At 77.2% G+C, this 19875-nt stretch carries 19 protein-coding genes and 2 riboswitches; of the genes, 13 read left to right on the forward strand and 6 right to left on the reverse strand.

Annotated elements, in window-relative coordinates; all coding sequences use genetic code 11:
- Window positions 1–17: 17 nt before the first annotated feature.
- Both FKM96_RS17890 and FKM96_RS20865 read right to left on the reverse strand, forming a co-directional pair.
- Window positions 18–1385, reverse strand: coding sequence for a PP2C family protein-serine/threonine phosphatase (locus FKM96_RS17890; RefSeq protein WP_246855053.1), 1368 nt, complete (start codon window positions 1383–1385; stop codon window positions 18–20).
- 128 nt (window positions 1386–1513) lie between these two features.
- Window positions 1514–1909, reverse strand: a complete 396-nt coding sequence (locus FKM96_RS20865; RefSeq protein WP_168217035.1) for an ATP-binding protein — start codon at window positions 1907–1909, stop codon at window positions 1514–1516.
- Window positions 1910–2056: 147 nt separating this feature from the next.
- Between FKM96_RS20865 and FKM96_RS20870 the strand changes: the two genes are divergently transcribed.
- Window positions 2057–2422 (forward strand): STAS domain-containing protein, encoded by a 366-nt coding sequence (locus FKM96_RS20870; protein WP_168217036.1) that lies wholly within the window; start codon window positions 2057–2059, stop codon window positions 2420–2422.
- Window positions 2423–2446: 24 nt separating this feature from the next.
- Here FKM96_RS20870 and FKM96_RS17900 read toward each other — a convergent pair whose 3' ends face one another.
- The 4 genes from FKM96_RS17900 to FKM96_RS17915 all read right to left on the reverse strand — a co-directional run bounded on the left by FKM96_RS17900 (window position 2447) and on the right by FKM96_RS17915 (window position 6245).
- Entirely contained in the window at window positions 2447–3865 is a 1419-nt protein-coding gene (locus FKM96_RS17900; RefSeq protein WP_371300447.1) for an NtaA/DmoA family FMN-dependent monooxygenase, read from the reverse strand.
- A 10-nt stretch (window positions 3866–3875) separates the two neighbouring features.
- Window positions 3876–5003: an LLM class flavin-dependent oxidoreductase gene (locus FKM96_RS17905; protein ID WP_147796387.1), complete on the reverse strand. Its 1128-nt coding sequence runs from the start codon at window positions 5001–5003 to the stop codon at window positions 3876–3878.
- 88 nt (window positions 5004–5091) lie between these two features.
- Window positions 5092–5658 (reverse strand): flavin reductase family protein, encoded by a 567-nt coding sequence (locus FKM96_RS17910; protein ID WP_147796388.1) that lies wholly within the window; start codon window positions 5656–5658, stop codon window positions 5092–5094.
- Window positions 5655–6245 carry an NADPH-dependent FMN reductase gene (locus FKM96_RS17915; RefSeq protein WP_147796389.1) on the reverse strand — a complete coding sequence of 197 codons (591 nt, stop codon included), beginning with the start codon at window positions 6243–6245 and terminating at the stop codon, window positions 5655–5657. The genes FKM96_RS17910 and FKM96_RS17915 overlap by 4 nt, the downstream gene beginning before the upstream one ends.
- Window positions 6246–6286: 41 nt before the next feature.
- A riboswitch (SAM riboswitch) is annotated at window positions 6287–6390 on the reverse strand.
- Window positions 6391–6617: 227 nt separating this feature from the next.
- Window positions 6618–6731: riboswitch (SAM riboswitch) on the forward strand.
- Between the two features lie 527 nt (window positions 6732–7258).
- On the opposite strand from FKM96_RS17915, the gene FKM96_RS17920 reads away from it, so the two are divergent.
- From FKM96_RS17920 to FKM96_RS17975, 12 genes are all read left to right on the forward strand, one after another.
- Window positions 7259–8530, forward strand: coding sequence for an LLM class flavin-dependent oxidoreductase (locus tag FKM96_RS17920; protein ID WP_147796390.1), 1272 nt, complete (start codon window positions 7259–7261; stop codon window positions 8528–8530).
- Between the two features lie 65 nt (window positions 8531–8595).
- Window positions 8596–9249 (forward strand): GNAT family N-acetyltransferase, encoded by a 654-nt coding sequence (locus FKM96_RS17925; RefSeq protein ID WP_147796391.1) that lies wholly within the window; start codon window positions 8596–8598, stop codon window positions 9247–9249.
- Window positions 9246–10325, forward strand: coding sequence for an amino acid ABC transporter permease (locus FKM96_RS17930; protein WP_246855054.1), 1080 nt, complete (start codon window positions 9246–9248; stop codon window positions 10323–10325). Before FKM96_RS17925 ends, FKM96_RS17930 begins: the two co-directional genes overlap by 4 nt.
- On the forward strand, window positions 10322–11179 hold the full coding sequence (locus tag FKM96_RS17935) for an amino acid ABC transporter ATP-binding protein (protein ID WP_147796393.1): 858 nt from the start codon (window positions 10322–10324) through the stop codon (window positions 11177–11179). The genes FKM96_RS17930 and FKM96_RS17935 overlap by 4 nt, the downstream gene beginning before the upstream one ends.
- Window positions 11180–11309: 130 nt before the next feature.
- On the forward strand, window positions 11310–12254 hold the full coding sequence (locus FKM96_RS17940) for an ABC transporter substrate-binding protein (protein WP_246855055.1): 945 nt from the start codon (window positions 11310–11312) through the stop codon (window positions 12252–12254).
- 37 nt (window positions 12255–12291) lie between these two features.
- Window positions 12292–13515: an LLM class flavin-dependent oxidoreductase gene (locus FKM96_RS17945; protein WP_147796395.1), complete on the forward strand. Its 1224-nt coding sequence runs from the start codon at window positions 12292–12294 to the stop codon at window positions 13513–13515.
- Between the two features lie 11 nt (window positions 13516–13526).
- Complete coding sequence (locus FKM96_RS17950) at window positions 13527–14006, forward strand: rhodanese-like domain-containing protein (RefSeq protein ID WP_147796396.1); 480 nt, start codon at window positions 13527–13529, stop codon at window positions 14004–14006.
- A 28-nt stretch (window positions 14007–14034) separates the two neighbouring features.
- On the forward strand, window positions 14035–15150 hold the full coding sequence (locus FKM96_RS17955) for an LLM class flavin-dependent oxidoreductase (protein WP_147796397.1): 1116 nt from the start codon (window positions 14035–14037) through the stop codon (window positions 15148–15150).
- 11 nt (window positions 15151–15161) lie between these two features.
- Window positions 15162–16295 carry an LLM class flavin-dependent oxidoreductase gene (locus FKM96_RS17960; protein ID WP_147796398.1) on the forward strand — a complete coding sequence of 378 codons (1134 nt, stop codon included), beginning with the start codon at window positions 15162–15164 and terminating at the stop codon, window positions 16293–16295.
- A gap of 52 nt (window positions 16296–16347) precedes the next feature.
- Window positions 16348–17979: an ABC transporter substrate-binding protein gene (locus FKM96_RS17965; protein WP_147796399.1), complete on the forward strand. Its 1632-nt coding sequence runs from the start codon at window positions 16348–16350 to the stop codon at window positions 17977–17979.
- Window positions 17979–18938 carry an ABC transporter permease gene (locus FKM96_RS17970; protein WP_147796400.1) on the forward strand — a complete coding sequence of 320 codons (960 nt, stop codon included), beginning with the start codon at window positions 17979–17981 and terminating at the stop codon, window positions 18936–18938. The genes FKM96_RS17965 and FKM96_RS17970 overlap by 1 nt, the downstream gene beginning before the upstream one ends.
- Complete coding sequence (locus FKM96_RS17975; RefSeq protein ID WP_168217037.1) at window positions 18935–19873, forward strand: ABC transporter permease; 939 nt, start codon at window positions 18935–18937, stop codon at window positions 19871–19873. Before FKM96_RS17970 ends, FKM96_RS17975 begins: the two co-directional genes overlap by 4 nt.
- Window positions 19874–19875 lie beyond the last annotated feature (2 nt).

Here is a 19875-nt window from a genome sequence, read left to right on the forward strand (position 1 = left end):
GACGACCGGACGGCGCGTCAGCCCGGCTCGGCCGGCCCGTCCGGCGGCACGACGCCCGGCTGCGCCCCCGCGGGCGGTGGCTCGTCCCGCGGCTGCAGCCGGACCGCGACCAGCGCCACGTCGTCCTCGCCCGGCCCGCCCGGCAGCTCCGCGAGCAGGGTGTCGCACAGGTCGCCGAGCTCGCGGCCGGCGTGCCGGCCGAGCGCCGCGCGCAGGTCGGCCAGCCCGGTTCGCAGCGGGCGGTCCCGGCGCTCGACCAGACCGTCCGTGTAGAGCAGGACGGTGTCGCCGTGCCCGAGCACCGTCTCGTGGTCGACACGCGGCCGGTCCGGGTCGAGGCCGAGCAGCAGCCCGGGGCGCTGGTCGTCGAGCACGCGCACGGCGCCGTCGGCGCCGACGACCATCGGCGGCGGGTGGCCCGCGCTCGACCACCGCAGGCGCGTGACGCCGGCCGCCCGCTCCGCGGGGGTCTGCTCGACCCGCGCCACGACGAGCGTCGCCAGCGCGGGGATCCGCAGCGTGCGGACGGCCGCGTCCAGCAGCGCGAGCACGTCGGCCGGGCTGTTCCGGGTCACGACGGCGATCGCGCGGAGCATCGACCGCAGCTGCGCCATGAGGGCGGCCGCCTCGACGTCGTGCCCCACGACGTCGCCGATGACCAGCACGGTGCCGCCGTCGTGCTGCAGGAAGGCGTCGTACCAGTCGCCGCCGACGCGGGCGGCCTCCGCGGCCGGCTGGTACCGGACCGCGACCTGCATGTGGGCGGGCTCGACCGGAGCGGTGAGCAGGGTGCGCTGGAAGGTCGCGGCGACGTCGCGCTGGCGCCGGTAGAGCCGCGCGTTGTCGAGGGCGAGGGCGGCCGTCGCGGCCACCTCCACGACCGACGCGACCTCCGCCGGGGACAGCGGCGGGCGGTGCGGGCCGTTGAACAGGGTGAGGGCGCCGAGGGTGCGGCCGCGGCTCTTGAGCGGCGCGACGGTGAGCGAGGTCGGGGCGAGCTCCTCGACCAGCTCGCGGGCCGGGCCCGGGGCCAGCACCAGGTCGAGCGCCTCGACCGCGGCGTCGTGCACGTGCACCACGTCGCCCGAGTCGATCGCGCGCATGAGCATCGAGCCCGGGACCAGGGCCCCGATCCGGGCGCGCGCGTAGGCGGCGACGAGGTCGCGCCGGGCCGGGTCGGCGTGCCACCAGCCGACGTCGCGCAGCCGCCGCCGCGGCGCCCGGGACTCGTCGTCGTCGACGAGCGTCACCAGGCACCAGTCGCCGAGCGCGGGCACGAGGAGCCGGGTCAGCCGCTCGACCGCCTCGTCGGCGTCCATCGTCCGGCCGAGCCGGGCGGCCACCGCGGACACGAGGGAGCGCTGCTCCTCGTTCGTGCCGTGCACCTGCTTCACCCCTCGCCCCGGCGCCCGCCCCGGTGCTGGAGCGGACTGAGGTCCCCGACGGTACGGCAGTCCGGCGCGCCGGCGCGCCTCACGTCCGGCGCCCTCACCAGCGACGGGGCCGCGGGTGGTCACCAGCGCAGGCTGAACCAGACGACCTTGCCGCCGTCGGGTGCCGGCCGCCAACCCCACGCCGACGTCACGGCGTCCAGGATGTGCAGCCCGTGCCCGCCGGGCAGCCCGTCGCGGTTGCTGCGCCGGCGGGGGAGCACGGCCGCGGCGGCGTCGCCCACCTCGTAGGTCAGCTGGCGGCGGGCGCCGACCACGCTCACGGTGATCGTCCGGGTCCCGGGCGCGTGCCGCAGGGCGTTGGTGAAGGCCTCGCTCATGGCGAGCTGCACGGCGTCGACCACCTCGACGGGCGCCCCGGCCGCGGACGCCCGCTCCATGGACCAGGCCCGGGCTCGCGCCAGGGACGACGCCGACGACGGGAACGCGCGCTCGTCACCGCGACTCGTCCCGTGCACCCGCCGACCGTACCCGGCGCAGCGCCCGAGGTCGCGCCGACACGGCCCCGTCGCCCGCGACCTCACCCCGGCCCTCACCCGGGCCCCGCCCCGGCCGGCGCGGGCGCTCGGCGCGACGCAGCGGGGTACCGCCCCCATACTGACCCCGTGACCACGCTCCCGACGCCCGCGGGCGCCCAGCCGCACGGCGGTCGCCTGCACGTCGACCCGGACCGCCCGACGGTGCTGCGCGCCGAGGGCGAGATCGACATCGACGTGGTGCACACGTTCGCCGAGCAGCTCGGCGTCGACGAGATCGCCGCCGGCCGGACGCTCGCGGCGGCGGGCGTCGAGGAGGTCGACCTCAGCGGGGCGACGTTCATCGACTCGTCGGCGATCGCGCTGCTGGTCTCCATCGCGCCGCACCGGCGCCCGGAGCGGCTGCGCGTCCGCGGGGCGACGGGGGCGCCGCTCATGACGCTCCAGGTGACGGGGCTCGACGCGGTGCTGGACCTGGTCCCGGCCGAGGGCTGATCCCGCCGGCCGGGACCGCACCCGTCACACCCGCGCCAGCGCCGCCTCCCGCGCGCCGGCCGCGCCGGTCCCGGCCCGCCGCGCAACGGCCCGCAGGCCCAGGTGCTCGCGCAGCGTGGTCCCCGCGTACGCGGTGCGGTACGCCCCGCGCTCCTGCAGCTCCGGCACGACCCGGTCGACGACGTCGTCCAGCCCCGACGGGACGAGCCACGGGCTGAGGTTGAACCCGTCGACGGCGCCCGTGCGGACGAACTGCACCAGCCGGTCGGCGACCGCGGACGGCGTGCCGACGAAGCCGCGCTCGCCGGACACGCGGATCACCAGGTCGCGGATCGACAGGCCCTCGGCCTCCGCGAGCGCGCGCCACCGCGCCGCGACCTCGTGCGTGCGGGCGCCGGTGGTCGACGAGCCGCCCTCCCCGCCGAGCTCGGCCACGGCCGGGTCGTGCGCGGGCAGCGGGCCGTCGGGGTCGTAGCCGTCCAGGTCCTCGCCCCAGATGGTCCCGACCACGTGCAGCGCGGTGGCGGGCGTGACCTGCTGCCGGGCCACCCAGCGCGCCTTCTCCTCGGCCTCCGCGGGGGTGTCGCCCACGACGATCGCCGTGCCCGGGAAGACCTTCACGTCGTCCTCCGGCCGGCCCGCCGCGACGGCGCGCGCCCGGATGTCCGCCGCGAACTCGAGCGCGTCGGCGAGCACCGACCCGTGCCGGGAGAAGATCACGTCCGCCGACCGCGCGGCGAAGTCCCGGCCCTGCGGCGAGTCGCCGGCCTGGAAGATCACCGGGTGCCCCTGCGGGCTGCGCGGGGTGGTGGGGTCGATCGTCACGTCCACCAGGTCCCCGTGCGCCTCGACGCGCGCGACCCGCCCGTCGGGGCCCTGCGGCCACGCGTCCCAGATGCGCCGGGCCGTCGCGAGGACCTGCTCGGCTCGGTCGTAGCGGCGGGCGTGGTCGAGGTAGCCGCCGCGGCGGAAGTTCTCGCCGGTCCACGCGTTGTCGGTGGTCACGACGTTCCAGGCAGCCCGCCCGCCGGACAGCACGTCCAGGCTCGCGAGCCGCCGGGCCAGGTCAACCGGGTCGTTGTACGTGGTGTTCTGGGTGGCGACCAGGCCGATCCGCTCGGTGACCGCGGCCAGCGCGGCGAGCTGCGTGATCGCGTCGGGTCGGCCGACGACGTCGAGGTCGTGCAGCCGGCCCCGGCTCTCCCGGAGCCGGAGGCCCTCCCCGAGGAAGAACGCGTCGAACAGCCCGCGCTCCGCGGTGCGGGCGACCCGCTCGAAGGACGCGAAGTCGGTCTGCGACCCGGACTCGGGGTCGGACCAGATCGTCGTGTGGTTGACGCCCTGGAAGAAGACACCGAAGTGCACCTGGGCGTCGGGGCGGGTGATCGGGTGCGCGGCGTCGGCGTCGGCGGCGCGGTCGGGGGTGCGGTCGGTGGTGGTCACGGCGGGCTCCTCAGGCGGTCGCGCGGGCCGCGCCCGCGAAGCGGTTCTCGGGCCGGGTCAGGCCCAGGTGGTCGCGCAGGGTGGCGCCCCCGCGCGGGGCGGCGGTCCGCCGGTCGGCGCGCAGGGCGGGCAGCACGTCCCGGGCCAGCACCGGCAGGTCGGCGTCGAGCTCGGCGGCGAGCAGCCGGACCCCGGCGACGGCGGGGTCGTCCGCGAGCTCGGCGAGCAGCGCCACCAGCCCGGCCGGCGTGCCGACGTGCCGCAGCGCGGCGCCCGCGGCCCACGGCCCGGCGGCGCCGGCGTCGAGCTCGGCCAGGCGGTCGGCGCCCGAGCGCCCCGCCGCATGGAGGACCACCTGCACCTCCACCACCGCCCGAGCGCCGGGGTCGCCGTCGACGACCGCGCGCGCCGCGGCCCGGGCCTCCGCCGCGCCGGACCCGCCCACCAGCACGACGTCCACCAGGCGCTCGCCGTCCCGGCCGGGACCGGCGACGTCCCCGGCCCGCGCCAGGACGACCGGCTGCCCCTGCGGCGGCCGCGGCGTGATCAGCGGGCCCACGACGGAGAACGACTCACCGGCGAAGTCCACCCGGTGGATCCGGTCCCGGTCGACGTACCGGCCGGTGGCGACGTCGCGGATCACCGCGTCGTCCTCCCAGGAGTCCCAGAGGTCCCGGACGACCTGGACCACGTCCCGGGCCTCGCGGCCGAGGTCGGCGACCGGCGCGCGACCGTACGCCGCCGGTGCGGCGTCGCCGGGCGTCACCGCGGCCAACCAGCCCGCGCGGCCGGACGCGGCGAGGTCGAGGGAGGCGAGCTGCGTCGCGACGTGGAACGGCTCGGGGTAGGTGGTCGGCACCTCGGGCACCAGGCCGATCGCCGTGGTGGTGCGGGCGACGAACGCGGCGCGGGTGACGGCGTCGAGCCGGGCCTGGGCGGGGTCGCCCGGGACGGACGGCGAGGCGGCGTCGGCGAAGGTGACGAAGGTCAGGCCGGCGTGCTCGGCGTGCCGGACGGCGCGCGCCAGGCGGGCGCCGGACACGAGGTCGGCGGGCGCGAGGCCGAACAGCGCGGCGGCGGCCGGGTGCGCGCCGGCGCCGTCGACGTCGAGGGCGGTGAGGAGCGGGGGGACGGTCACGGTGGTCTCCGGGGGTCGGGGAGCGGCGGGGATCGGGCGGCGCGGCGCGGCGCGTGCGGCAAGCGGTGCGGCGCGCGCCCGCGCGGAGTCACAGCGCGGTGTGCGCGCCGATCCGGTGGTAGGTGCGGTCGTGGTAGACCAGCGGCGAGGCGCCGTCGCCGGGCTCGGCGTCGTCCGGGCCGCCCGCGTCCAGCGCCCGCAGCGACACGAGGTACGAGTCGCCGACGGGCGTGCGCTGGACGACCCGGGCGCGCACCCAGGACACGGCGCCGTCGATCACGGGCTCGCCGGTCGGGAGCGAGGACCAGCCGCCGGCGGCGAACCGGTCCAGGCCGCTGGTGGCGAACCGCGCGGAGACGTCGTCCTGGTGGTCCGCGAGGAAGCTGACCGCCAGCGTGGGCGCGGCGGACACGGCGGGCCAGGAGGACGACGTCGACGCGAGCGAGAACGCGAGCAGCGGCGGGGCCGCGGACACCGAGATGACGGAGGTCGCGGTGAACCCGACCGGCCGGCCGGCGTGCCGCAGCGCGACCACGGCGACCCCGGCGGGGTGCCGGCGGAACACCCGCTTGAACTGCTGCGGGTCGAGCTGGGGCTCGTCCTGCTCGGCGAGCAGCCGCTCGAGCGGGCCCAGGTCCGTGCGCTCGGCGGTCACCGGGTCGCCCCGGCGAGCGCGGCGGCGGGCTCGGCGGACGCGGCGGGCTCCGCGGCCGGCGCGTGCCCGAGCGCCCGGCGGAGCGGCGCGGCGGCCCGGGCCAGCCACGCGTCCAGCGCGGGGTCGAGGTCGGCGAGCTGGGCCTCGGTCAGGGTCAGCGAGCGCGCGGGGACGACCGCGCCCAGCTCGACGAGCACGGGGCGCAGGTGCACCTCGCCGGCGAGCGCGTGCGCCGGGTTGCCGGACACCACGAGCGGCACCGCCACGACGCCGGCCAGCCCGTCCGGGCCGTACAGGTCGAGGAACGCCTTGAGCAGGCCGGTGTAGGACGCCTTGTAGACCGGGGTCGCGACGAGCGCGACGTCGGCGGCGGCCACCCGCGCGAGGGCGGCGTCGGCGGCGGGGTGCGCCGGGGCGAGCAGCTCGCCGGCGAGGGTCGCGAGGTCGACGACCTCGACGTCGGCGGGGGTGGCGGGGTCGGTCGACGTGAGCGCGGCCAGGCGCTCGGCGGCGGCGCGCGCGGCGCCCAGGGTGCGGGACCCGGCGCGCGGGTTCCCGGAGACGGCGACGACGGACGGGGACGACATGGTGGCCTCGCAAGGGGGTCGATCACGGTTGCCGTGCGGCGGAGCGGCGCGTGCCGGCCGACGGCCAGGTCATCTCCCGGAGCACCCCGCCGTGACGTGGGGTTGCTGCCCAGCCAGCCGGGGCTTGGCGCTGGGACTCGTGACCTCGGGGCGGAGGTCTAGCACCGGTCCGCCCCGTGCGGGCTCGGCCGCGGGGGAGTTCTCACGATCCGGGACCGTGCGAACGTCTGGGACCTTCGTCCTGTGACATCGCTCCGGCATGCGAGACGCGGCGGTCCGGGCGTTGACGCCCCCGGGTCCGGTTCGTAGGTTCCGGGCACCGGTTCGCCACCGGGGCGCGCCGCAGGGCGGGCCCCGGGGGACGGGCCGGGTGGTCATGAGCTCCGACGCGAAGCCCCGGCTGGTCGGACGGCAACCCCCCGCGCGGGTGGGTGCCCCGGGTGAGGACCAGGTCCGCCGCCGCCGGCGACGGACAACACGCGGACCCGCCCGACCGGGCGGGGGCACACGAGGAGAACGCATGAGCCGGACCGTGCAGGCGCCGTGGGCGCCCTCGGCACCCGCCCTGCCGACCACCGCCGCCGCGCCCGGCGGCCGCTGTTGCTGTCGCCGCTGACGGCGCAGCCGCCGACCCGGCGCCCCGCCCGGGGCGCCTGACCCCGGCCCTGCGCGGCGCCTGAGCCGGGCCCCGCGCGGCGCCCGAGCCGCGCGCCCGGCCACGCCCCGGGACGCCCGCCGCGCCGACGTGGCCGGCCGGCCTGCCCGAGCGGCGCGCCCGGCCCGCGCCGGGCGCGCCGGCCGCGCCGAGATAGGACGCGCGGGCCGAGATAGGACCCTCCACGGTCCGATCTCGGCGCGAGGGTCCTATCTCGGCACGCCGGAACCCGCCCCCCCCCCGCGTCGTCGATCCGCCGCCCGCGCGTCGCCGCGGCGCGCCGCGGCGCGCCCGCGACCGCGGCGTCGCCGCGGCGCGCCCGCGACCGCCTCACCACCCGCCCCCGAACGGAGCCGTCATGCCCTTCTCGTCCCCCCGCGCCGGCCGTCGCGCGCTGCTCGGCGTCGACCTGACCGCGGCCGGCGCCAGGCCCGGCGCGGTCGGCGCCCACGGTGCCGTCGCCGCCCGCGCGTTCGACGGCGAGCGGCTCGCCCGCCTGGTGCACCGCGCCGACCGCGGCCTGCTCGACCTCGTCGTGCTCGGCGACGCCCTGCTGCTGCACCCCGGGCGTCGGCGGGTGCCCGGCCGGCTGGACGCCGCCGTCGCCGCGGCGCGGGTCGCCCCGCTGGTCCGGACCGCCGCGCTGGTGGCGGGCGTCCCGCACGACCAGGTCGAGCCGGGCTACCTCGCGGGGGCCGTCCGCGGCGTGCAGAGCGCGGCCGGCGCCCTCGCGGGCTGGCAGCTGTCCGGCCCGGGGGCGACCGGCGGTGGCGCCGACCTCGCCGAGCAGGGGGCTCTCGGGGCCGGGGCCGTCTCTCGCATTGCTGCTCCCGCAGTCGCTGCCGCAGTCGCTGCCGCGGGAACCGCCGCTCCCGCGGACATTGCTGCCGCTGCCGCCGCCGAGCGCGCGTGGGCCGACCGCGCCGCCGCCGCCCTCGACGCCGTCCTCGCCGCGTGGGACGCGGGGGAGCCCGGCGCGGTGCGCCGCGGCGGGGACGGCCGGTTCCGCGTCGACCACGACGGCATCCGGTTCGCGGTCCGGGGCCGGTCGGCGTCCCGCGGTGCGAGCGGCACCGCGGGTGCGGACCGCCCCCTCGTGGTGGTCCCGGTCGCGGGCCCGGCGGCCGAGGCGCTCGCCGGCCGGTACGCCGACGTGGCCCGCCTCGCCTCGCCCGACCTCGAGTCGGCCGCCGCGGCGCGGGCCCGGGTGCGCGCGGCGGCGGTGGCCGCGGGCCGGCCCGCCGACGCGGTGCGCGTCCTGCTCGACGTCGACGTGGCCCTCGCCGACGACCGGGACGCCGCCCTCGCGCGGCTCGACCTGGTGCGCTCCGTCGACCGGCCGGACCTCGGCGTCTCCGGAGCGGTCGTCGCGGGCACCGGGGCCGACCTGGCGACCGTGCTCGCCGACGCCGTCCGCGACGGCGCGGTCGACGGGTTCGTCGTGCGCCCGACCGCCGTGGAGGCGGACCTGGCGGCGCTGGTCGACCGGACGGTCCCCGCGCTGCAGCAGGCGGGGGCCTTCCGGCTCCGGCCCGGTGACGAGGACGAGCCGACGGGCCGGGACGAGCCGAGGGGGCGGACCGTCCCCGCCGAGGGCGCGTGGTCCGCCGCCCCGTTCGCCCTGACCTGACGGCCGCGCGGCCGCCGCAGCCGCACCGCACCCGCACCCCACCGACCGACCCCGAGGTGACCCCGATGACCACGACCCCGCTGCGGGCGGCACCGCTCGACCCGACCCGGCGCGACCCCGCCCCGCCCGACCCGGCGCCGACGCGTCCGGCCCCGCTCGACCCCGCGCGGCTGGCCGTGCGCGACGCCCGGCTGCACGACCCGCTGGTCGGACCGCTGCTGGACGGCCTGGCGCACGAGTACAGCACCCGGTACACCGGCCTGCTCACCCCCGCCGAGCTCCGCGGCGAGCTGGAGCACTACGGGGTCGAGGAGTTCGCCCCGCCGCACGGCGCCCTCGTGCTCGTGCTGGAGGACGGCGAGCCGGTGGCCGGCGGCGCGTTCCGCCGGCGGTGGGAGCCGGAGCACGGCGACGCCGTGCGGCTCGCCGACCCGGGCGCCCGGGACGCCGAGGGGGCGCCCGCGGTGCCGACGGTGGAGCTCAAGCGGATCTGGACCCACGAGGCGCACCGCCGCCGCGGGCTGGCACGGGTCGTGCTCGCCGAGCTGGAGGCGCGCGCCGCTGCGGCCGGCTACCCGCGGGTCTACCTGACCACCGGGCCGAAGCAGCCGGAGGCCGTCGGCCTGTACCTCGCGGCCGGCTACACCCCGCTGTTCGAGCCCGCCGCGTACCCGGGCGACCTCGTCCCGCACGCGTTCGAGAAGTGGCTCGCCCGGTGAGCGCCGCCACCACGGCTCCCGCGGCCGCCGCGCCCGAGCCGGGCACCGCGCCCGACGTCGACCGCCCCGAGGTCCTCGCCGACCTGCCCGTGCTGCCCGCGCGGCACCCCGGCCGCTGGGTCGCCACCGCCGGCGTCGCCGTCCTGCTCGCGATGGTGCTCAGCTCGCTGCTCACCAACCCGCAGTGGGAGTGGGACGTGGTCGCGCAGTACCTGACCTGGCCGTCGGTGCTGGAGGGCGTGTGGGCCACCGTCCGGCTGACCGCCGTCGCCGCGGTGATCGGCTTCGGCCTCGGCACGGTGCTGGCCCTGATGCGGCTGTCCCGGTCGCCGCTGCTGCAGTCGGTGTCCTGGGCGTACTCGTGGGTGTTCCGGTCCGTGCCGCTGATCCTGCAGCTGCTGCTCTGGTACAACCTCGCCTACCTGTACCCGCAGCTGTCGCTCGGCATCCCGTTCGGGCCGGAGTGGCTGCGGTTCGACACGCTCGACGTCGTCGACAAGTTCGGTGCCGCGGTCCTGGGCCTCGGGCTGTCGCAGGCGGCGTACTCCGCCGAGATCGTCCGCGCCGGCATCCTCGGCGTCGACCAGGGCCAGCACGAGGCCGCCGCCGCGCTCGGCATCCCGCGGGGGCGGCAGCAGTGGCGGATCGTGCTCCCGCAGGCCATGCGCACCATCGTCCCGACGTCGGTGAACGAGATCATCGGCCTGCTCAAGGGCACGTCGGTCGTCTACGTGCTGGCGTACGGCGAGCTGTTCTACACCGTCGGCGTCATCTACGGCCGGAACCAGCGGGTGGTCCCGCTGCTGCTCGTCGCGGCGATCTGGTACCTGCTCACCACCACGGTCCTGACCGTCGCGCAGTACTACCTCGAGCGGTACTACGCCCGCGGCGCGCTCCGCACGCTGCCGCCGACCCCGCTCCAGCGGCTGCGCTGGACGGTCGCCGTCGCCGCGGCCCGCGTCGCCGGCCGCCCGCTGCCCGCGGACCTGCCGCCCACGTTCCTGGCCGGCGCCCGCCGCGGCCACCTCACCCGCACCGCCGCCCGCACCACCGAGCGCACCGGAGGCACCCGATGACCAGCGTGCTGCACGCCCCCGCCGAGGCGCCCGCCGCCGCCACGACCCCCGCCGCACCACCGGCCCCCGCCGGCGGCCACCTCCGGGTGCGGGGGCTGTCCAAGTCCTACGGCACCCTCGAGGTGCTGCGCGGCGTCGACCTGGAGGTCCGCCCGGGCGAGGTGACCGTGATCCTCGGCCCGTCGGGCTCCGGCAAGTCGACCCTGCTCCGGCTGGTCAACCACCTGGAGCGCCCGGACCACGGGTTCGTCGCCCTAGACGGCGAGGTCATCGGCTACGCCCGGCGCCGGGCCGGCTGGGGCCCGCGCCGCCGCGAGGTGCTGCGCGAGCTCACCGAGCGCGACGTGCTCCGGCAGCGCACCCGGATCGGGTTCGTGTTCCAGAACTTCCACCTGTTCCCGCACCTGACCGCCCTGGAGAACGTCGTCGAGGCGCCCGTCTCGGCCCAGGGCCGCCCGCGGGCCGAGGTGGAGGCCGAGGCGCGCACCCTGCTCGCCCGGGTCGGGCTGGCCGACAAGGCCGACGCCCGGCCGCGGCAGCTGTCCGGGGGCCAGCAGCAGCGCGTCGCCATCGCCCGCGCGCTCGCGGTGAAGCCCGCCCTGCTGCTGTTCGACGAGCCGACGTCCGCGCTCGACCCCGAGCTCGTGGGGGAGGTGCTCGGTGTGATCCGGGACCTCGCCCACGACGGCACGACGCTCGTGGTCGTCACCCACGAGGTCGCGTTCGCCCGCGACGTCGCCGACACCGTCGTGTTCATGGACGACGGCGTCGTGGTCGAGCGGGGCCCCGCGGCCCAGGTGCTCGGCAGCCCCGCGCACCCGCGCACCCGCGCGTTCCTCGACAAGGTCCGCTGACCCCCACCCCTTCCCGGCGCGCCCCGCGCCCGCCGCCCGTCCCACCCGAGAGGCAGTCCCGCCATGCGCACGACCCGCACCAGCCCGCCGCGGCGCCCGCCGCCGCCGCTCGCACGCCGCCCTGGCGCTCGTGCCCGTCCTCGCCCTGCTCGCCGCCTGCGGCGGGACGTCCGACGCGGCCGAGGCCGGCAGCGAGCTGCAGGACGCCGCCGAGGCCGCCGGCCTCGAGGTGAACACCTCGCCGGACCAGGACCGCGTCCACACCGCCGAGAACCCGGACGCCATCGCGCTGCTGCCCCCGGAGCTCGCCGAGCAGGACACGTTCACCGTCGCGGTGAGCGCCTACGTCGCGCCGCTGGCGTTCCTCGCCGACGACGACGCCACGCCGATCGGCAACGAGACGGACATCGCCCAGCTCGTCGCCGACGCGCTCGGCAAGGACCTCGACCTGCAGGTCAAGGCCTGGGCCGACTGGCCGCTCGCGGTCCAGTCCGGCGACGTCGACGCAACCATCTCGAACGTCACCGTGACCGAGGAGCGCAAGGAGCTGTTCGACTTCTCGTCCTACCGGAACGACGAGCTCGGCTGGCTGGTGAAGGCCGGCAGCGACATCACGGAGATCGACGAGCCCTCCGACATCGCGGGCCTCACCGTGGCCGTCGGCTCGGGCACCAACCAGGAGAAGATCCTGCTCGCCTGGGACGAGGAGAACCAGGCCGCCGGCCTCGACCCCGTGCAGGTCGAGTACTTCGAGAACGACGGCGACACCATCCTCGCGCTGCAGTCCGGGCGGATCGACGCCTCGTTCGGCCCGAACGCGACGGCCGCGTACAAGGCCAAGGTCTCGCCGCAGGACTTCACCGTCGTCGGCACGCTGAACGGCGGCTGGCCGGACACCGCGCAGATCGCCGTCACCACGCTCAAGGGCAGCGGCTGGGCCGACGCCGTGACCGCCGCGCTGCAGGGCGCGTTCGACGACGGCTCGTACACCGAGGTCCTGGAGCGCTGGGGCCTGGAGGCCGAGGCGATCGACGCACCCGAGACGAACCCGCCGGGCCTGCCGAAGACGTCCTGAGCGCCGCCGGCCCGCCCGCACCCGAGGAGGAGAACCCATGCCCGAGAACCTTCGCGTCCCGCTGTCCGTGCTCGACCTCGCGGTCGTGCCCGCCGGCGGCACCGGCACCCAGGCCGTGCGGGCGGCCGTCGACCTGGCCGTCGACCTCGACCGGCTCGGCTACCACCGCGTCTGGTACGCCGAGCACCACCTGTCGCCGGGCGTCGGCTCCGCGTCGCCCGCCGTGCTCGCCGCCGCCGTCGCGGCTCGCACGGAGCGGATCCGCGTCGGCTCGGGGGCGGTGCTGCTGAGCACCACCAGCCCGCTGGTCGCCGCCGAGCAGTTCGGCACCCTCGCCGCGCTGCACCCGGGACGGGTCGACCTGGGTCTGGGGCGCGCGTTCACGCCGCCGGGCGGGACGAAGGACGCCGCGCTCGGGGACGCCGCGCCCGCCGCGCCGCCCGCCGCGCGCCCCGCGGCCGGACCCCGCGTCGTCGACGGCCTGTACGTCCCCGGCGCCCCGCCGATCGACGGCTCCGACTCGGTGCTGCGCGAGCGGCTGCTCGCCCAGAAGCGGGTCGTCGGCGCGTCCCGCACCCCGGCGGCGTTCCGCGACGAGCTCGGCCTGGTCCTCGGCCTGCGGGCCGGCGACTACGCCGAGGCCGACGGCACCCGGCACGTGGCCCCGCCGGTCGAGGGCGCCGACTTCGACCTCTGGGTGCTCGCCTCCTCGGCAGGGGAGAGCGCGCGGGTGGCGGGGGAGCTCGGGCTGCCGATCGCGGCGAACTTCCACGTCAGCCCGGCGACGACGCTCGACACGATCGCCGCCTACCGGGCCGCGTTCCGCCCGGGCGTCCTGGACCGGCCGTACGTCGTCGTGTCGGCGGACGTGCTGGTCGCGGGCACCACCGCCGAGGCCCGGGCGCTGGCCGCGCCGTTCGCCGACTGGGTGCTGTCGATCCGCCGGGGCATCGCCGGGGCGATCGCGTACCCGCGCCCCGTCGACGCCGTGCCCTGGGAGGAGCGGGACGCCGACGAGCGCGCCCTCGTCGCTGACCGCGTCGACACCCGGGTCGTCGGCGCCCCCGCGGACGTCGTCGCCCGGCTGGAGACGCTGCAGCGCGTCACGGGCGCCGACGAGCTGCTGATCACCACCGCCACGCACGACCCGGCCGACGCCCGCCGGTCGTTCGCGCTGCTCGCCGAGGCGTGGGGCGTCGCCCCCGCCGCCGAGGCACCGCCCGCCGGCGCCGACCGCGCCGCCCTCACCCTCGTCCCCTGAAGGAGCCCGCCATGACCAGCACCGCCAGCACGCCTGACGTCCCCAACACCGCCAGCACGCCCGACGACCCCGGCACCGCTGCCCCCGAGGCCGCGGCACCGGCCCTCCGGGCTCCCGTCGAGGCCGCCGACGAGGTCGCCCGCGGCGCCCTGCTCGTCGACGTCCGCTCCGCCGGCGGCCGCGCGTCCCACGGCGAGATCCCCGGCTCCACCCTGCTCGACCGCACCGACCTCGACGCCCTGTTCGGCCCGGCGCACGCCCCGGTCATCTCGATCGACACCCCGGTGGTGGTCGTGTGCGGCTCGGAGAACGGCAGCCGCCCGGTCGCCGAGGCCCTCGCGGCCCGCGGCTACCCGGTCTCGCACGTCGACGGCGGCTTCCCGGCCTGGCGCGACGCCGGCCTCCCCGCCGAGCCCCCGAGGTCGTCGGTTCCGGCCACCGAGGGGGTGGCGCACGCGCCGACCTCGGGCGCAACCGCCGACCTCGCCTGATCCCGACCCTGCAGAAGGAGCCACACCCATGCCCGTCGAGTTCCTCGGCATCGCCACCACCAACGACGCGTCCGAGACGCGCGCCGCCACGACCCGCCCGTTCGACGCCGGCTACCTGGAGCGGATCGTCCGGGCGCACGAGGACAACGGCTGGACCCGCGTCCTGTTCGCGTACGGCTCGTCCGGGCCCGAGCCGGCAGCGCTCGCGGCCTACGTCGCGTCCCGGCTCGACTCCATCGAGCTGCTGCTCGCGCACCGGCCGAACGTCTCGTACCCGACCTACGCCGCCAAGACGTTCGCCACGCTGGACCAGCTGTCCGGCGGCCGCCTCTCGGTGCACTTCATCACCGGCGGCAACGACCACGAGCAGGGCCGTGAGGGCGACACCCTCACCAAGGACGAGCGGTACGCCCGCACCCAGGAGTACATCCAGATCGTCAAGCGGGCGTGGACCGCCACCGAGCCGTTCGACCACCACGGCCGGTTCTACGACTTCGCCGACTTCCACCTGGACACGAAGCCGGTCGACGGCCACGTGCCGACCATCTCGTTCGGCGGCTCCTCGGACGCGGCGTTCCAGGTGGGTGCCGCCGAGGCGGACATCTACGCCGTCTGGGGCGAGCCGCTGAACCGCACCCAGGAGCAGATCGACCGGGTGCACGCCGAGGCCGCCGCCGCGGGCCGGGCCGCCCCGCCGCGGATCCACGCCGCGTTCCGGCCGATCATCGCGCCGACCGAGGAGCTGGCCTGGGAGAAGGCGCACCGCGTCCTCGACGCGATCGAGGCGCGCAAGGCCGCGCTCGGCGGTGCGCTGAGCAAGCGGCACCCGATCGACGCCCCGGAGAACGCCGGCTCGCAGCGGCTGCTGGAGATCGCGGCGCAGGGCGACCGGTTCGACACGGTGCTGTGGACCGCGACCGCGAAGGCCACCGGCGGGGCGGGGAACTCCAACGCCCTGGTCGGCACGCCCGAGCAGGCCGCCGAGGCGCTGCTGGCTTACTACGACCGGGGCGTCCGGGTCATCTCGGCGCGCGGCTACGACCTGCTGGACGACGCCGTCGACTTCGGCCGGTACGTGATCCCGCTGGTCCGCGAGGGCGTCGCCGCGCGCGACCGCGAGGCCGCCGCGTCGGCCGCGGCCTGAGCGGGCCGGCCGTGCGCTTCCAGCTGCTCGACATCGTCTTCAACCCGCCGCACCCGGTCACGGGCGAGGCGGTGCCGCCGGCCGACCGGCTCGCCCGGACCGTCCGGCACGCCGTCCTGGCCGAGGAGCTCGGCTTCGACTCGTTCGCCGTGGGGGAGCGGCACGCCGGCGACGTGCTGTCGTCGGCCCCCACGGTGATCCTCGGCGCGATCGCCGCGTCGACCAGCCGGATCCTGCTGTCGACGGGCGTCACCGTGCTGTCGCTCCTCGACCCGGTGCGCGTGGCCGAGGACCTGGCGACCGTCGACCAGCTGTCCCGCGGCCGGCTGGAGATCGTCATCGGCAAGGGCAACGAGGTGCTGCAGTACCCGCTGCTCGGCCTCGACATCGACAAGCAGTACGAGTACCTGGCGGAGAACTACGAGCTGCTCCGCCTCCTGCTGTCGGAGGAGGACGTGACCTGGGAGGGCCGGCACCGGCACCGCCTGGAGCACGCCACCACGCTGCCGCGGCCGTACGCCGGGCCGTTCCGGATCTGGCACGGCTCGGCGACCTCCCGGTTCGCCGTCGAGCTGGCGGCGAAGTGGGGCGACCCGATCGTCACCGCGAACGCCCTGCAGCCGCGGGAGAACTACGCCGTGCTGCTCGACCACTACCGCGAGCGGTACGCCGCGCACGGCCACGACCCGGCCCGCGCGTACGTCGGCTCCGGCTCCGGCGGGCTGTTCCTCGCGGACACCACCGAGGCCGCCGTCGCGCAGTACCGGCCGCTCTACCAGGGCCAGGTCGACGCGGCCGCCCGCCGGGGCTACGGCGCCGACGCCGTGGGGAAGGCGCCGTCCTTCCGCACGCTCGAGGAGGCCGTCGAGCGCGGCCCGGCCCTGGTCGGCTCCCCGGAGCGGGTGGCCGAGAAGATCCTCGACTACCACGCGACCTACGGGCACGTCCTGCAGTCCGTCTCCGTGAACCACCTGCTCGACCCGGCGGAGCAGGAGGACGTCCTGCGCCGGTTCGCCGAGGAGGTCGCGCCGCTGGTCCGCGCCGAGGTGCGCACCGACCTGTGGTCCGCCGCCGACCCCCGCCGGGCGGCCGGCTTCACCGCCGTCGACCACGCGGCACGGGCCCCCGTGCCCGTCGCCGGCTGACCCGCCGCGACCACCCCGACCCACCCCTCCCGACCCCACCCCAGGAGCACCGATGACCACGCCCACCCCACGCCGGGGCGCCCGCCCCGCCGCCGCGGCCACGCTCGCCACCACCGCCCTGCTGCTCGCCGCCTGCTCGTCGGGCGGGACCGGCGGCGGGTCCGGCGACGCCTCGACCGGCGCCGACGGCGAGCCCGTCGCCGGCGGCGACCTCCGGTTCGCGATCACGGTCGACTCCCGGTGCATCGACCCGCAGCAGGTCGGCAACAACGACGCCATCGCCGTCGCCCGGCAGACCGTCGCCTCGCTCACCGCGCAGGACCCGGGCACCGGCGAGATCGTGCCGTGGCTCGCCGAGAGCTGGGAGGTGAGCGACGACGCGTCGAGCTACACGTTCCACCTGCGCGAGGGCGCGACCTACGCCGACGGCACCCCGATCGACGCCGAGTCGGTGAAGACGAACTTCGACGCGATCGTCGCGCTCGGCGCCACGGCGTCGCTCGGCTCGCAGTACCTGGTGGGCTACGAGGGGACGACCGTCGCCGACCCGCAGACGCTCACCGTCGACTTCGCCCAGCCGAGCGCCCAGTTCCTCCAGGCCACCTCGACGTTCTCGCTCGGCCTGCTGTCGCCCGCCTCGGCGGACCTCACGCCCGAGGAGCGGTGCGCCGGCGACTACGTGGGGTCCGGCCCGTTCCAGGTCGACTCGTACACCCAGGACCAGGAGATCGTGCTGTCGAAGGTGGACGGGTACGACTGGTCCTCCGAGGCCGACGGGCACACCGGTGAGGCCTACCTCGACACCGTGACCTTCCAGGTCATCCCGGAGTCGTCGGTGCGCGCCGGCAGCCTGGCCTCCGGCCAGATCGACGCGACGGCGGCGATCGCGGCGGTCGACCAGCCGCAGTTCGACGGCAACGGGTTCTGGCTGCAGCAGCGCGCCAACCCCGGCGTGGCCTACCAGCTGTTCCCGAAGGAGTCGAGCCCGCTCGCGTCCGACGAGGCGGTGCGGGTCGCGATCTCGAAGGGCATCGACCGGCAGCAGATCGTCGACACCGTGCTCACCGAGCGCGACCAGGCCGCGTCCGGCGTGCTCTCCCACTCCACCCCGCTCGCCGCGGACCTGGGCGACCTGCTCGCCTACGACCCCGACGGCGCCGAGGAGCTGCTGGACGACGCCGGCTGGGTGGTCGGCGACGACGGCATCCGGGAGAAGGACGGTCGGAAGCTGTCCACCACCGTCACGTTCTGGCAGGACCCGGCGCCGCTGGAGCTCGTGCAGCAGCAGCTGCGCCAGATCGGCGTGGACCTGCAGCTGCAGCACGTCGAGATCGCCGAGTCGACCGCCATCAAGGAGAGCGGCGACTTCGACTTCGACTACTACAACCTCACCCGGTCGGACCCGGACGTGCTGCGGCTGATCTTCTCGGCGAACGCGCGCAACATCAACGACCGCCCGGCCGAGGAGGTCGACGACCTGCTCGACCGGTCCGCCGCGGCCACCGACCCCGACGAGCGCGGGCAGCTGATCGAGGAGGCCTCCCGCCTGCTGGTCGAGCACGGCCACGCCATCCCGGTCTACGAGCTGTCCACCACGATCGCCGCCGCCGACCGCGTGCACGGGCTCGCGTTCGAGGGCTCCAGCCGGCTCGACTTCTACGGCGCCTGGGTGGACCCGTCCTGATGGCCCGGTACGTCGCGCGGCGCGCCGCCCAGGGGCTGTTCGTGCTCTGGGCCGCGTTCACCATCGCGTTCTTCGTGCTCTACCTGCTCCCGAGCGACCCGGCGGCGCTGGCCGCCGGGTCGGGCGGGGAGGTGGCGTCGGTCGACCCGGCCCTGCTGGACGACCTGCGCGCCCGGTACGGGCTCGACCGGCCGGTGCTGGTCCAGTACGCCGACGCGCTGTGGGGTGCGGTCCGGCTCGACTTCGGGCCGTCGTACCAGTCGGGCGCGCCGGCCGGGTCCCTGGTGGCCCAGGCGCTGCCGCAGACCCTGCTGCTGACCGGGGTCGCCCTGACGCTCGCGGTGCTCGGCGGCACGGCGCTCGCGGTGGCGAGCGTGCTGCCCCGCAGCCGGTGGCTGCGCCAGGCGCTGTCGGCGCTGCCGCCGGTGGGGGTCGCGCTGCCGACGTTCGTCATCGGGCTCGTGCTGCTGCAGTGGCTGTCGTTCCGCGCCGGCCTGCTGCCCGCGATCGGCAACGCCGGCTGGCAGAGCCTGGTCCTGCCCGCCGTGACCCTCGCGATCCCGCCCGGCGCCCAGCTCGCGCAGGTGCTGTCCCGCAGCCTGCGGGGCACGCTCGGCGAGCCGTACGTCGAGACCGCCCGGGCCAAGGGCGCCGGCCGCCTCCGCGTGCAGCTCGGGCACGCGCTCCGGAACGCCGCCATCCCGGCGTTCACGATGCTCGGCGTCCTGGTCGGCGGGCTGCTCGGCGGCGCCGTCGTCACCGAGACCGTGTTCTCCCGGGTCGGGCTCGGGCGGCTCACCGTGCAGTCGGTCAACACCCAGGACGTGCCGGTGGTGCTCGCGATCGTCGTGCTGTCGGCGCTGGTGTTCGTCGTCACGACCCTGGTCGTCGACCTGCTCTACCCGCTGCTGGACCCGCGCATCGAGCGGGCCCCGACCCGGAAGGCGGTGGCCGCGTGACCACCACGACCACCACCCGCGAGCCGGAGGAGATCGAGGTCGCCGACCGCCAGGACGCCCGGTCGATCCTGCGGCACGGACGGGCGCGACGCGCCGGGTCCGCCGGGCCGTGGCCGGCGCGGGCGGGCCGGTACCTGCTGCGGCGGCCCGGGCTCGTGATCGCGGGCCTCGTGCTGCTGCTGGTCGCCGCGTGGGCCGCCGTGCCGACGGTGTTCGCGTCCGGCGACCCGATCACTGGGGTGCCCGCCGACCGGCTGCTCGGGCCGTCGGCGGAGCACCTGCTCGGCACCGACCACCTCGGCCGCGACGTGTGGACCCGGGTCGTGCACGGCGCCTCGCTGTCGCTGCGGACCACGGCGCTCGCGGTGGTGGTCGGCCTGGTGGTCGGCTCGGCGCTCGGGCTGCTGGCCGGGTTCCTGCGCGGCTGGGTGGACGACGTCGTGGGGCGGGCTGTGGACGTGCTGCTCGCGGTGCCGAGCATCCTGCTGTCGCTCGCGATCATCACCGCGCTCGGCACCGGGCCCACCAAGATCGCCGTCGCGGTCGGCGTGGGCGCCGTGGCGACGTTCGCCCGGGTCATGCGCGCCGAGGTGCTGCGCACGTCGACCTCGGTCTACGTCGAGGCCGCCCGCGCGTCGGGCGCCCGCTGGTGGTCGGTGCTGGGCCGGCACGTGCTGCCCAACTCCGCCGGGCCGGTGCTCGCGCTGGTCGCGCTGGAGTTCGGCGGCGCGGTGCTGGCGGTGTCCGCGCTGAGCTTCCTCGGCTACGGCACGCCGCCGCCCACCCCCGAGTGGGGGTCGCTGATCTCCGGCGGCCGCGACTACCTCGCCACCGCCTGGTGGCTCACCACCCTGCCCGGGCTCGTGATCGTGGCGGTCGTGCTGTCCGCCAACCGGGTCGCGCGGGCGCTCGAGACGACGGGAGAGGACCAGTGACG

Origin of the sequence: Cellulomonas sp. Y8 (assembly GCF_008033115.1) — a bacterium.
Lineage (GTDB): Bacteria > Actinomycetota > Actinomycetes > Actinomycetales > Cellulomonadaceae > Cellulomonas.